This is a genomic window from Streptomyces sp. HUAS 15-9, from assembly GCF_025642155.1.
In the GTDB taxonomy this organism is placed as follows: domain Bacteria; phylum Actinomycetota; class Actinomycetes; order Streptomycetales; family Streptomycetaceae; genus Streptomyces.
In genome coordinates this window covers 1-13,357 of the sequence record NZ_CP106800.1, presented here as the reverse complement: position 1 = coordinate 13,357, position 13,357 = coordinate 1, and the positions used below count along the sequence as shown (strand labels likewise).

General features: G+C 68.1%; 10 protein-coding genes. 5 read left to right on the top strand and 5 right to left on the bottom strand.

All coding sequences use genetic code 11. The annotated features are described in order from the left end of the window. Positions 1-57: 57 nt before the first annotated feature. Both N8I87_RS43465 and N8I87_RS43460 read left to right on the top strand, forming a co-directional pair. Entirely contained in the window at positions 58-564 is a 507-nt protein-coding gene (locus N8I87_RS43465) for a hypothetical protein (protein ID WP_263217426.1), read from the top strand. Positions 565-692: 128 nt separating this feature from the next. Further along, a complete protein-coding gene (locus N8I87_RS43460; protein ID WP_263217425.1) occupies positions 693-1,205 on the top strand; it encodes a hypothetical protein in 513 nt (170 codons plus the stop codon). An 83-nt stretch (positions 1,206-1,288) separates the two neighbouring features. Here the strand turns inward: N8I87_RS43460 and N8I87_RS43455 are convergent, their stop codons facing one another. Next, a complete protein-coding gene (locus N8I87_RS43455; protein WP_263217424.1) occupies positions 1,289-2,860 on the bottom strand; it encodes a zinc-ribbon domain-containing protein in 1,572 nt (523 codons plus the stop codon). A gap of 145 nt (positions 2,861-3,005) precedes the next feature. Between N8I87_RS43455 and N8I87_RS43450 the strand changes: the two genes are divergently transcribed. Next, positions 3,006-3,641 carry a hypothetical protein gene (locus N8I87_RS43450; protein WP_263217422.1) on the top strand — a complete coding sequence of 212 codons (636 nt, stop codon included), beginning with the start codon at positions 3,006-3,008 and terminating at the stop codon, positions 3,639-3,641. 87 nt (positions 3,642-3,728) lie between these two features. Then, entirely contained in the window at positions 3,729-3,965 is a 237-nt protein-coding gene (locus tag N8I87_RS43445; RefSeq protein ID WP_263217420.1) for a DUF8825 domain-containing protein, read from the top strand. 486 nt (positions 3,966-4,451) lie between these two features. On the opposite strand, the gene N8I87_RS43440 is transcribed toward N8I87_RS43445, so the two are convergent. Both N8I87_RS43440 and N8I87_RS43435 read right to left on the bottom strand, forming a co-directional pair. Next, positions 4,452-5,588, bottom strand: a complete 1,137-nt coding sequence (locus N8I87_RS43440) for a hypothetical protein (protein WP_263217417.1) — start codon at positions 5,586-5,588, stop codon at positions 4,452-4,454. After that, positions 5,585-6,865: a hypothetical protein gene (locus tag N8I87_RS43435; protein ID WP_263217415.1), complete on the bottom strand. Its 1,281-nt coding sequence runs from the start codon at positions 6,863-6,865 to the stop codon at positions 5,585-5,587. The genes N8I87_RS43440 and N8I87_RS43435 overlap by 4 nt, the downstream gene beginning before the upstream one ends. 149 nt (positions 6,866-7,014) lie before the next feature. On the opposite strand from N8I87_RS43435, the gene N8I87_RS43430 reads away from it, so the two are divergent. Beyond that, entirely contained in the window at positions 7,015-9,057 is a 2,043-nt protein-coding gene (locus N8I87_RS43430; protein WP_263217413.1) for an ATP-binding protein, read from the top strand. Between the two features lie 117 nt (positions 9,058-9,174). On the opposite strand, the gene N8I87_RS43425 is transcribed toward N8I87_RS43430, so the two are convergent. Together N8I87_RS43425 and N8I87_RS43420 are read right to left on the bottom strand one after the other, a co-directional pair. Beyond that, complete coding sequence (locus N8I87_RS43425) at positions 9,175-11,847, bottom strand: DEAD/DEAH box helicase (protein WP_263217411.1); 2,673 nt, start codon at positions 11,845-11,847, stop codon at positions 9,175-9,177. Next, on the bottom strand, positions 11,844-12,845 hold the full coding sequence (locus tag N8I87_RS43420; RefSeq protein WP_263217409.1) for a hypothetical protein: 1,002 nt from the start codon (positions 12,843-12,845) through the stop codon (positions 11,844-11,846). Before N8I87_RS43420 ends, N8I87_RS43425 begins: the two co-directional genes overlap by 4 nt. Positions 12,846-13,357: the final 512 nt, after the last annotated feature.

Below are 13,357 nucleotides of genomic sequence, written 5' to 3'. Positions count from 1 at the left end.
GCCCAGGTTCACGAGGCCCCGGCCTCAGCCCCCGAGGGCGTGTGCATACTGCTGGCCATGACGTCCCCGCTCGGCACCCGTGTGTACGTGATGACCGTCGCGCTGCTGGTGTGCGTGGTGAGCAGCGGAGCCTGCTTCGGCTTCGTCCTGGACAACTGGTCGGGGGCCGTGGTGGGCGCGACTACCACCGCCCTGGGCGCGGGATTCGGCATGCTCGCCCGCCCCCGGCCCGCGGTGACTTCCGTCCAGGCCGTCAGCGGCGACGGCTATGCGGAAGGGATCGCCGACACGGTCCTGCTGAGCATCGCGATGTACGAGGCCGCGGTCTTCCCACTGACCCCTGACGGGGCGAGCGATGAGGAACAGGACGCCCGCCGCACCGTCGCGTACCGGCTCTCCGCCTATGACGGCCTGCCCCGGTCCGTTCGAGTGTCGGCGGCCGCCGCGCTGGAGGCCCTTGACGACGGCCTGGACGCCGAACGTGCCCGGGCCGCGGTGAAAGATCTGTCACTCGCGGTCTACGACTGCCGCGGCAACCGACACCCGGGTCCCGAGCTCCGCTGATCCGACACAGCCGCTCACATCTCGAACAGGCCCGGTCAATCTGCGCCGTGATGACGTTGATGGCTCCGCCGCCGACCGCGAACGTGCTGGACTGGCGGCGTCCCGTACGCAACTCCAGAGGAGGGGCCATGGGCGAGGTCGCCACGGCCGTGTCCGACGAAGCGTTCGCCGCACTTGCCGAGAACCTGGGCCACATCCTGGAGACCCGCGCGCTGCTGTGCGTCATCGCGCCGGAGGACGTCCAGGGCGAAGCGGTGGTGGAAGCCGCTCTCAGTCGCTGCGACGGGGCCGACTCCGTCGCGATCGCGACGGCCGCGCCCGGGACCCTGGCGGCGCTCCTGGACGCGTTCCACGAGGCTCTGTACCTCGGTGCCCGGCCGCGACGGCTGGCCGACGCACAGCGGGCTGTCGAGAACGAACTCGCGCGGCGCTCCTGGCCGGTGGTGGTCGTACGCGATGCCCATCTGCTGCGCACGGAGGCCCTGCTGTACGTCTACGGGGTGTGGAGCCTGTTCCAGGAGCGTGAGCGCCGGATGCCCGTCGTCCTGGTGGGGCCCGAGCGGATCCGGTCCGTGCTGCGCCGGCCGTCACTCGCCAGCCTGGAGAGCTGCGTCTTCATCTGGCACCGCCTCACCCCATGAACGCACAAGACCCCGGGCCTCGACGAACGGCACTTCCCACCCCACTTGCCTGACCCCGACAACGTGGCCGAGTAGCCCGGCCCTCACCACAAGGCAGACTGCACGCCCTCGATCCGCCCCGAGATGGACTGAGGTGCGGGCCGGTCATCGGCCGGTGGAGCAGCGGATTGTCGCTTGTTGATCAGACGCTGTGCCAGCGCAGCTCCCTGGCGGCGGCCGCCCTTGAGATAGGCGCGCGCCCGCTGACGGGTGTCGTCGGGCCACGACGCCAGCGGCATCAGGTGCTCGACAACGATGCTGGCGGCCGTGAACGGGTCCGCCAGGTACGGCACGACCACGTCGCCAAGCCGGGTCGGTCGCAGCGGTTCCTCACGTACCCGCACCACCATCCAGCCGGGCCGGTGGTGTTCTACGGACTCCGCCTTGAGCCGATCGCGTTCCTCCACGTCGCGGTGCCAGTACGAGCCGTCGAACTCCACGGCCACGGCCTGGTCGTGGTCCGCTGGGAAGAGCATGTCGAGCCGGTAGCGGCCGTGCAGCGTCTGCAGCGGGTACTGCTGCTCTCCGCCGGTGAGGACGAGCTGGAGTTCGGCGAACAGTTCCGTCTCCTGCCGGGAGACGCTTGTCCGCTTCCGGCAGCGCGGACAGCCCTGCCTGCCCATGAAGACGTGCGCCACCTGGGCGGACCAAGGTTCGTGTCCGGCGGGGCACAGCCACCAGACCGGCACGTTGGCCCCGGCGGTCACCTCCGCCGGGGTGAGGGCCTCGTTCAGGGACGGGTGCCACAGCGCCGCGACTTCGGGGCCCTCGCGCGACAGCGCCTGGTAGCGCACCCGGCCGGAGCAGGAGGGGCACGCGGCCAAGCCGCGGACGCGGTGGAAGACCTTGGCCCGGAACTCGCCGGCGCACACGGTGCACTTCCACCAGACCAGGCGGTGCGAACCAGCGGTGACCGCTTCGGCCGTCAGCCCGCCGTTGCGCTCGGGGTGCCACTGCCCTGCCAAGTCCGGCCGCGCCTCGGGCAGAGCGGGAGCACGCTTCCTCCGGGCACAGGCCGGGCAGCCCGACCCGGCGACGGTCCGGTGGCTCACCTTCGCCTCCCAGCGGTGTCCACGGGAACAGCGCCATCCCAGCCGTACGCGGGAGTTGACCGGCAGTTCCGCCACGTCGGCCGGTGCGGTGTCGGGGTCCACCTGCGCAAACAGCTCGGGCATGTCCGCCAAACGCCTGTCCGGTGCATCACGGCCGGCCCTCGCGCAGGCCGGGCAGCCGGTACCGCGACTGCGGTTGGATATTCGCGCCTGGTACTCGTGCCCCACCGGACAGCGCCACCAGACCTTGCGCTGCGAGCCGGGCCCGAACTGGTCCGGCGAAGCGTCGTTGCGCGGGTGCCACTCAGCTACCAAGTCAGGCGAGTGCTCGCTGAGTGTGACCCGGCCACGGGGCACGTACCCGGCGCACTGCGGACAGCCGGTCCCAGCGACACGGGAATGGACCTGCGCCTGCCAGACGTGCCCGTCGTCGCACCGCCAGAACACAGCCTTGTGCGAGCCGGGACCGATCTGCGCCAGGTCCAGGTCGGCGTTCAGCTCCGGATGCCACTGGGCGGCGATGGACGGGTGCTCGTTGACCAGAAAACGGGTGCGGCGTGTCATGAGCACGCACCGTAGGACGCGCCACTGACATGCCCTTGCCGCGGTCACCGGGCTGGAGCGAATCACCGATGGCCCGGTCATATGCTCTGACGGTGATCACCGTCACTCCCCGGCCGTTGTCAGTGGGCGAGCGGAGAATCACTGGATGGCTCATGAACTGACGGAGGCTGGCGAGTCCGAGATCCTCGCCGCTTCCTTACGCACCTATCTGTTCGAGACCGGCTTCTCTTTCAGCGGCCTGACCGGTAAGGAAGCGACCCGGTCCATCACCCGGGCGGTGGTGCAGTGGGTGGGAGCGTCGGGGTGGAGGTGCAGATCAGAAGCGCAGATGCGCTACATCGACCCGCCCGTGTTGAAGAGCGGCGGCTGCATCGCCTACTGGTCGCCTTCCTGGTCTGCCTACCTGGATTTGCGCGTGATGCGCAAAGACGGCCCACCGATCGCCGTGGAGATCGACCGCGCGGACGAGAGCACCGCCGTGGAAAAGCTCCGCGACGAAGCACTCCGCGGGCGCCCCGCGCTGTGGATCCGCTGGCACGGAGCGCTGCGTGCCGAGCTCCCGGCCGGTGTGGCCCGTCTCCACCTGCCTGCACGATCCAGCAAATCGCCCCTCCGGTACTCGCTGGCCCCAGTAGTCGGCACCGAGGCGATCACCCTCGGGCCGGCCGTCACCGCCGAGGCCCGAGCGGACGCTCTGCAACGCGATCAGCAACGGATTGCGGACGAGGAGCGTGCTGCCGCTCACCCCCCAGAGCCCGGCCCCACCCGCTGCTACTGGTAGGCCAGACTCGCCACGGCTGCGGTGGGCGGCTTCGGCCAGCGCGTGTCCGAAGTGACACGCAATTCGAACAAGAGATCTAATGCCGGTATGGACGTGATCGACTTCCCCGACGACCTGGTGCAGACGCAAGCCGCCTGGAACGCCACCTACCAAGCACTCGCCGCACCCCGCCCCCGCGACACCACCGCCCTGCGCCGCCGCCTGCTGCACCTGTCCGTCCGGCTGTGGTGGCACCCCTACTGGGAGACCGTCCCCTCGGTGCCGGCGGCACGCTCCGAGCTGCGCCACCTCGCCCGCGCCCACGGAGCCGTCCGGGCCGCGTGACCGTCGGCCCGGACGACTAGGGGCACGAGGTTGCGCCAAGGGTTGTGTTAGGTGTTGCGCGGCCCGCATGACCCGTCTTCGTGTCCGTGCAGGTCACCACGCGGTATTGCCGTGGTCGGCCTGCTGACATCCCCGTTGCGGCTGCTCTGCCCATGTCCCTTGGCTGGAGTGAAGGAGGAAGGGACGGGTGGGATGGGCGAGATGGGCGGCGCGGCCACGGCCGGGGATCGGCGCGCTCACCCGTCGCGCGTCGGCGGGGGCCGCCGCGCCCGGCCGCCGTCAGCGCGGCGGTGACGTCAGGCGGGGACGTCGGCGAGGGAGAGGGAGGGCGGGATCGGCGGCGCGTACGCAGCCGGGGATCGGGGCTGTGCTCATCCCGGTTGCGCGTCGGATGGACCCGCCGGGCCCCGCCGCCGACAAGTCGGCGGCGAGAGCACAAGCTGCAGGACCATCTCGAGGGAGGCCAGGCACCGGAGCTTAGTCGGCTCACGGCAAGGGTTCGCCGAGCAGGAGCGATCGGGTGCGGGCCCGGAACCCGCTGTCCAGGCCGGCGGTGCCGACCAGAAAGCCCACGACATCGGCTGCCCTCTTGGCCGCGATGTCGTCGTACAGGCCACCCATGTCCTCAGGCTGCGCAAAGCGCTGGCCGAGGGCAGTCACCGTGGTGGCGAGTTCCAGGAGTCTCAGAGCCGACAGCACGCTGTCGGGTCGCTTCATCACCCGGACCGTGAGTTCCAGCAGGCGGGGGTAGTAGGTCGGCAGCAGGTCGACGTGGACTGTCGGGGGCAGGGCACCGTTGCTCTTGATGCTCTCGAGCATCTGTGCCAGTCCCTGCTTTTCCCGAAGACCGGCGGGGCCGCCGAACAGATACTCCTGCAGACCCTGATCCGGATCAGCCACATGGGCGGCGCGCAGGTTCTGGACAGCATGGCTGAGGGTCAGCAGGTACAGCCACGCGCAGTCCAAGACCAGCGCGAGGTGATGAGGGTTGCGCGAGTCCAGATGTGTGGCGACCGCCCGCAGCTCGTCGACGAGCCGCAACGGATTGCGGTGCTCTTCTGCGATCCAGTATGTGAACTGCCGGTACTCCAACAGTGGCCGGAGACGCTTGTCGAGCCCGGTGAATGCGCTCAGCACCGTGGCGGCCTTGTCGCGCTGGAACAGCCACGCCAGTGGCTCCTCGCTCAACGCGAGTTCGCAAGGATGCAACTCCTCCAGGCTCGTGACCTCATCGCTGGTCAAGGCAGAGATCTTCAGACGGGAGGTGAGCTGCCGGGCGGCGCTGCTGAGTTCCTTGTCCCGCACCATGTAAGCGGTGTCAGCGGCGAAGAAGTCGGCCACTCCGCGGACCCAGAACATGCGCGACGTAGAGCCCCTCGCGGAGGTCTTGCAGTCCACGATGGCGCTCTGGACCTGGAAGCCGCCGACAAGGATTATCCCGAGGACGTCGAGGTCGGTGTAAGCCTCGGGAGCGCTGGAGCGTTGACCGCGCACCGGCCTGCCACTGGACTTCGGGTCAGGGGCTGCAACGCTGCGCAGTTCGACGTCCAGGCGGGTGGTGTAGCCCATGCGCCACAGCAACCGCCGCGAGGCCACTTTGAGACCCAAATCGAGTTCGCTCACTGGATCCTTCCCCTCCCCAAGGCGGCGTCGATCACCTTCTGCCACTGCGCGACGCTGACCGGCGCTTTCGGGCGCGTTCGGTGCAGCGTCTGCATGGGAGCCGTGAACGGCTGCTTCAATGCCAGCGCCTGGCGTGCTTGCTCGTCGCCGACTCGGCCTGACAGTTGCTCGCCGAAGGTGATCAGGTCGCGAGCGATCTGCAAGGCTTCGCGGTTGTCCGGGGTGTCGATGAAGCGAGGCGTGACCCAGCTGCCTCCCGGCCGCAGATCCGGATCGAAGGCGAGCAGGCCGACGGAGTGCATCAGTCGGTACTGCCGTGTGTGTGAGCCGTGCGGCATCAGAAAGCCTCGAGCTGGGTCCAACAGCTTGTCGATGACGTCGACCAATGCCGCCGGCGAGAGGCTCGTTGCACCTCCGAAGTGCTGTCCGCAGCGCAAGCAGGCCACTACCGCCAGAGCCTTTTCCAAGACCGGCTTCCGGCCATGTAGCAGCTCGCGGTCCAGCGAGTACGGCAAAGCGGCGAACGGCTGCAAGCCCCCTTCGGGAAGTTCGACCGCTGGGGCCAGGAGCAGCCCACGCCTGATGGCGTCCTGCAGTAGCGGCTGGGCATCACTCACCGGCAGGCCCTGCTCCCCGCGGACCGCAGCGAAGGCCTCCGCCAGCTGGTCGGAACCATGCTCCCGCACGAGATCTGCGATCACTTGGGGATTCTCGAAGCCGAAGAAGGGGGAGTAGAGGACATCACCGTCTGGCAGCTGGATGCGCTTCACCAGTTCAGCGCTTTCGCCCACGACCAGCAGGTCGTTCAGAGCCTTGGAATCCAGGCTGGCTCGGTCGGCGACCTCTTCCTGCGGTGTAGGTCCGTGCGACAGGTGATCCACCAGGAGAACCATCTGCTGCTCCACCTCCGACGGGCCACGTTCACGCCATGCCGTACCCAGCCGGTCATACAGGTCGTCGTAGTAGGGAATGCTCTCCGTGAAGCGAGTGATCTTTCCGCCGGACCGCTGCACACCTTCCACCAGGCCGAGCTCAGCGAGCGCGTCGATCACTGGGTCGAAGGCGAAGGGGTTGACGTCCAGCTGCTCGGCTGCGAGAGCCCGCAAGGCCTGGGCATTGTCGATGACCTCCTGCCCTCGGATTAGGGCAGCCAGACTGGCGGCCATCCCGATGAGCTGCGTGTCCGCCAGATGCGTCAGGGCGCCGGAGTTCGGATCGACGTTCCGAAGACCCGCATGGACGTCCTGGCAGCGAAGTCCCTCATCAAAACTCTCCACAGAGCCCCCTCATCTGTGCTGACAGCATCGAGTCACCTGTTCTCGAACGTCGGGAACGCGATATGTAACCTAGCGTGGTTAACCGGTACGGTCTGCGCATGGCTATGGGGGATCACGACGAAGAAGGCCCTTCTCGCGGAGGAGTTGGGGTGGGGACGGCGAGCGTGGCTGTGCCGTCGCAGGCGGGGCCGGCGGCAATGGAGTTCCAGCTGTCGGTCGGCGAGGGCAAGATCCTTCAGTTCAAGAAGAAGGCCCAGATCGCTGCCATCGCAGAGCTGGTGTGGAACGCTCTGGACGCGAACGCGACGGTAGTGGACGTCGAACTGCGTCGGGAGTGGGACGCGATCACCCAGATCGTGGTTACAGACAACGGCCACGGCATGACACTGCAACGGGCTCGTGCTGCGTTCGAGGGATACGGCGAGACCTGGAAGACAGGCAAGACGCACACCGAGGGCAACACCCGCATCCTGCATGGCCGCAACGGTGAGGGACGCCTATACGCCTTCGCCCTGGGGGATCGATTCACGTGGGAGTCGGTGGCTGAGGTTGACGGCGAGCTTGCCGGGGTTCGGATCAACGGTGACGCCGACCACGCCACCATCTGGCAGGTCGTACAGACGGAGCCTGTCCGCGACCGGACCGGAACCATCGTTCGGATCAACGTCCCCCAGGGCAAGACACTGCGCGGTCTGGAGCGTCAGGACGCTGCTGCGAACCTCACCGCGAAGCTGGCGTTCTACCTCCGGGCCTACCCCGACGTCTCGGTGACGTTCGACGGCAAGAGGCTGGATCCCAGCGACATCATCGTTGGCGAACCCATTGACCTGCCGCTGGATCTGCCAGAGGAGTACGCCCAGGAGGACCCGGCCCCCGTCGTGACCTTCGTTGAGTGGAACCAGCGGATGAGCGACCGCAGAATGCTTATCTGCAACGCCGAAGGCATCGCTCTGTACGAACAGGGCCGGGTGTGGGTCGACAGCATCGTCAGCTTCACGCCCTACCTGCGTTCCAACCTGTTCAACGACATCTCCGTTGACGACCTGCACGGTCTGCCCATGTCGCATGGCGGCCTCCTGGACGCGGCCACAAAGGCCGTCCAGGAACACCTCGCTCTGCGCGGCGCACAGATCTCCGCAGCGGTGGTACGGCAACTAAAAGAAGAGGGCATCTACCCCTATCCGGAATCGCCCGTCAGCCGCACACAAGCGATCGAGCGCCAGACCTTCGACGTCGTGGTGACCGTCGCCCGTGACGCGCTCCCGACAAAAGGCGCAGCCCGCCGACTCTCGGTAAGCCTCATTCAGACTGCTCTGGAGAGCAGCCCAGGAGACCTCCACACCATCCTGGAGAAGGTCCTCGCTCTCAGCGATGAAGACCGCCGACACCTGAAAAACCTCTTGGACAGCACCGACCTGACCCATGTCATCGGGGCCGCCACCACTGTCACCAACCGCCTGAACTTCATCGGCGCGTTAAGGAAGATCCTTGCCGACCCCCACCTCCGCAAGGACCTTCGCGAAGTCGACCAGCTGCACCCCATGATCTCCCAGAACCTCTGGCTGTTCGGCGAAGACTGGAACATGGCCATGAACGAGGCTGGACTTACCAACGTGCTCCAAGCACACCTGGAACAAGAGCTTGGTGGGGACGTCGTCCTGGAGAACCAGCTCGACACCGTCACCCAGCCCGACGGGCGCACCGGCCGGGTGGACATTCTCCTGTTCCGCAGCCGACGCGACGACAACTCAACAGAACGACTCGTCGTCGAACTCAAGCGCCCCACCGTCAAGGTCGGAAAGAAGGAACTCGACCAGATCACGGGCTACGCCCGAGCTATCGTCGACGACCCCCAGTACAAAGGCGTCAGCTGCAAGTGGCGCTTCTACTTGGTCACCTACGAATACTCGGACAGGATTCACCGCGACATCCGACAGAAGGACAAGCCAGCGGGCCTAGCCGACGATCACCACGAATACGAGGTCTGGGTCAAAAGCTGGGGCGAGATCCTGGATGCAGCGGAGAAGAAGCTGCTGTTCTTCCAGCGACAGCTGAACTACGAGGCCACCGACGACCGCGTCACACAGCACCTCCGCGAGAGCTACTCCCGCTTCATCCCGGAGTCCCTCGCTGCGGACGATCAGTCGGGCGCAACGACATCCGACGGCGATGGGGAGAACCCACAGTCCTGAAACCCAGTAGTGCGTTGGACCGGCACGTTGCAGTCGTCGACCGGCAGTAGAAGGCCCCAGGACTATCTGTATCCCGGGGCCCGCGTGGTCCTGCTCAACGGCCGGACAATGTCGGCGTCATGCCCACTCCACGCCCAGCTCCCGCAGCGCGGCCAGCTGCTCCTGCGCAAGCCGGTCCCGCCTCGATTTGGTGTTCGATACCCACACACCCAGTTTCACAGCCACCGGCTCCGCCTCGCCGTCGACCGCGATCTCTTCGCTGTGGCCCCTCGGCACCGGCCGATGGCCCTCCCGTTCCACCCACTGCGCGAGGGCCGCCAGGCCCCGCTGGAACGCCTGCTGCGCCTTGCCCTGACCCTTCGCCGCACCCTTGGCGGCCGGGGCGGGAGACGGCGCCTCAAGCGGCTGCACGCCCAGCGTGGACAGCCGCTCCTGCTGCTCGGTCGACAGCTGCGCCCAAGTGGCCGGCTGCTTCTGCCGTTCCAGCCACCGCCCGATGTCATCACCATCCATCAGCACCCCGGGCTGGATCTCGGGAAGACTGCCGTCGGCGTCGACCAGGTCCGCGAGGACCCGGTAGTGCCGCTGCCAGTCCAGCGGCCACGAGCAGTCCCAGTCCGGGTCGATCGCGGCCAGCTGCTCCGCGCGCTCCCGGGCGCGCTCGGGGTCCTTTCCGAGGCCGCCCTTCCTGCGGAGATTGGCCATGTGCTGCCCGACCGGCACCATCGCCTCACCTTCGCCCCACACCTGGTCCTGGCGCGGGGCGAGGTGCCCGGTGGCCCGATGGTAGGACCGGAGCGCGGCGAGCTTGTTCTCCCATGCCTCTTCGCCCGGCTCCCACACCATCCCGGCCTCGGGCGTGTCCAGCAGCTCCTTGCGCCGCTCCTCCAGCTCCCCGGCCCGCAGCGCCTTCCGCTGCTGGTGCACCCACCTCCCCAGGGGAAAGGACTTCGTCGTGCCGACCTCGGTCTCCGTGTCATAGGGAACGGCGTAGAGGCCGGTGATCTCGTTCTCGGCCCGCCAGCGGATGAGGGCCTGGTAGCCCTCCAGCCAGACGAGGCTGTCCGGCCGGTAGACGCGGGTGCGCAGGAAGGCGGCGATCGTGGCCGCGTCCCGGGGAGTGGAGAAGTGGAGCAGCGCCGATTCGGCGGCGGCCTGGGTGTTGTCGCGCTCCTGGTCCTCGCTGTCACCCGAGCCGTCGGCGCCGACGATCCGGCCGTTCTCGTCGCGCTGGACGTGGACCTTGCGCTTTCCGCTGCTCAAGGCACGGGAAGCGAGCTGCTCAACGAGTCGTTCATCATGACTGCGTAGGCCCTGCAAAACGGCTACAAGGGGGCGGAAGCTGGCGGAGGCGACCATGTCGGTGGGGTCCTCGCCGGGCTCCAGGAAGATCGGCACGATGATGCGGGCGATCTTGGTGGTGCCGTCGCGGTTGAGCCTGAGTGCGCGGCCGATGTTCTGGACGATCTCCACTTGGGAGCCGCGGGTGTCGGCGAAGCAGATCGCCTCCACTCCGCGCTCGCCGGTGATGTCGACGCCCTCCCCGAGGACCCGCACGGAGGCGAGGAACGCGCGGTGTACGCGCCGGTTGTCGGCGTCGATCCCGTTGGCGAACTGGCGGATCTTCTCGCGCCGTTCGACGACCGTGTGGTCGCCGCACAGCCACGCCGACCACACCCGGTCCGGCGGGACGTGGCGGCCGGCCTCCAGGCCGTAGAACTCCGCGTCGATCGACGACGCCGGGAGCTCCTTCTCCGCCTTGACCATGGTCTCGTCATCGGTCTCGGTGACGTACAGCTCGGCAGCGGTTTCCGGCAGCTTCTCCGCGAACGCCGCGGCCTCCTCCACCTTCTGGTGGAACGTCATGACCGTACGCAGGTTGTACGCCGCCGCGTGCTCCAGCAGGGCGGTCTGCAGCAGGGCCAGGCGCCGGCCTCGCTGCGCCTCCTCCGATTCCCCGAGGACCGGGGAGGGGTCGCGGATCTCCAGGACGTCGATCTCGAACGGGGCGAGGATTTCCCGCTCGATCGCCTCCGACAGCCCGAGTTCAGCCCCAGGCAGCCAGGCGCCGAACGGGCCGTCCGGGTCGTCGGCCATGCTCGCGATCTCCGCCTCCTGGCCGTCGGCGCCCTTCTGTGGCCGGGGTGAGGCGAGGATGCGCGGGGTGGCGGTCAGGTAGAGCCGGAAGTCCGCCGGGATACGGGCGTTGTCGTGGATCGCCGCCCACGGCCTCCCAAGATCACCAGTGGTTCCGTGGGCTTCGTCCACGATGGCGAGCGAAAAACCGTCCATGCGCTGGCCGTACAGGCGCTCTCCGCCCGCCAGAGCGGCCTCCAGCGGCCCGCGAACGCGTCCCTGGCCCATCGGGTCCTCGAAGTCCTCGCGGTCCACGAGAGAGGCGTACGTGGCGAACACGATGACCGGCCCGTGTCCCGCCCACAGGGCGAGCTGGATGGGGTTGGTGGTGGTGCGCACGCCCAGCTCGTTCAGCACCGGGTCGTTCTCCAGTGAGCACACGGCGACCATGGGGGAGCGGTGGCCTACCGCCCGCCACGCCTGGGCGGTCTGCACGAGCAGGTCCAGGGTCGGCACGGTCACGAGGATCCGGCCCTCGGGGAAGCACTCCAGCGCGCTCGCGGCAGCCATGATCGTTTTGCCGGAGCCGGTCGCTGACACGATCGTGCCACGGGCACCCTGTGGGGGCACAGATGACCTTGCAGGGAATCCGACCCACCTACGAAAGGCCGACTTCTGAGTGACCTGGTGTTTCTTGAGCGGAATCCTGCTCATCGTCCGTCCTTTTCCGCCGTGTCGTACAGCCAGGCGTTCTGAAGCCTTTCCAGCGCGGTTTCCTCCTGGCCTTCCTGCGTCCAGATTCCTTCGAGCCAGAGCGGGGTGCTGTCGATCCTCTCGCACAGCACGAAGCAGGCGGGCAGGTCCATGAGAACGATCTCGCCCGCGAACATGCCGCCGGTCCCGTAGCGCTGCCACAGCCGCTCCAGCCGCGCCCTGCGCTCGTGCAGGTACGTCTCCAGGGTCTGCGGGTAGGTGTCCCGCTCCGCCATGCGAACGGTCCGCAGGGCGATGCCCACGACCTCCCGGTCCGACTCCTGGTCCCACTGGTCGGAGTTGGTGCCGGTCACGGCCGCGTAGTGCTGCCCGCAGACGTCCAGGACGCGCTCGACAAGTTTCGCCGGTGCCTCGCCGCCCTCTGCCTCGCGGGCAGAAGGCCGGCCCCCGTCCACCGGCTGCGCAGCGGGGTGGTCACCGGCGCGGAGGGCTGCGTTCAGGTACAGGCCGTGGTGGTCCAGGTAGGCCAGGAGGAACAGGGCGAGGGCGCGGCCGGGGTCGCTGGCGTGCTCGATGTAGGGCTGTTCGCTGGTCCAGCCGAACGTGGCCTGGTGGGGCCGGGGATGTACGCCGGGGGTGTGTGGATCGGGGAAGGTGACAGCGCGGGTGAAGAAGTCGTCCAGGCGGCGGACCAGGTCCGCATCCGGGTCCTCCGGCTCACGGCCACGCACGGTCGCGGTGGCGTTCTCCAGGATGGCGGTCAGATACCGCCTGCGGGCCTCCTCCTGCTGCCGGAGCTCGCTGTCGGGGCTCTCCTCCACCACCTCCACTACGCGGTACAGGCCCTGGTCCCCGTACACCTCGCCCGGCTTCTCCAGCGCCTTGCGGACCTTGGTGACGGTCTCCTCGACCGAGCGTCCGTAGGCGTAGTGCGTCAGCAGGGACGCGCCCGGGTGCTCCGGATCGGTGCGCTGCGCCACGATCCGATAGCGGATCACCTCCGGGTCCGTCCCTGAAGTAACCTCACGTTGAATTTCCTTCCGCGCTTCAAAGCGCTTTTCGAAGCCCGACGGATTCAAAGAGTCCTCGCTTCCCGCGCCCCGTCCGGGTGGTTGGGGGGTGTCTCGTGTTTCCGCCAACGGTACATGCTGCATCAACCTGATGCACGCGATACACTGGAACCCACACGAACGAGCGACCCGCACCCCTCGTAGCCAGCCCGGCCCGCGACAGCGGGCCTACAAGGTTCTGGAGGCGCAGCCGGAAGGACCGTCAGGCGGGGGAGCGCAGCGGACCCGCCCAGGAGTGCGGAGCACTCCACAACTCCCCTACTAGAGGCCCCACTAGCCGCACCTGACACCCCGCCAGCCACGGCCGCGCGATGCGCGGCCGGCCAGGCGCGCATCGCGCGGCCCCACCGGTCCCTGGAGCGCAGCGGAAGGGACCGCCCGCGCATCGCGCGGGCCAGCGGGAGCGCAGCGACCGCCCCACTTGCACATCGCGCAGCGAT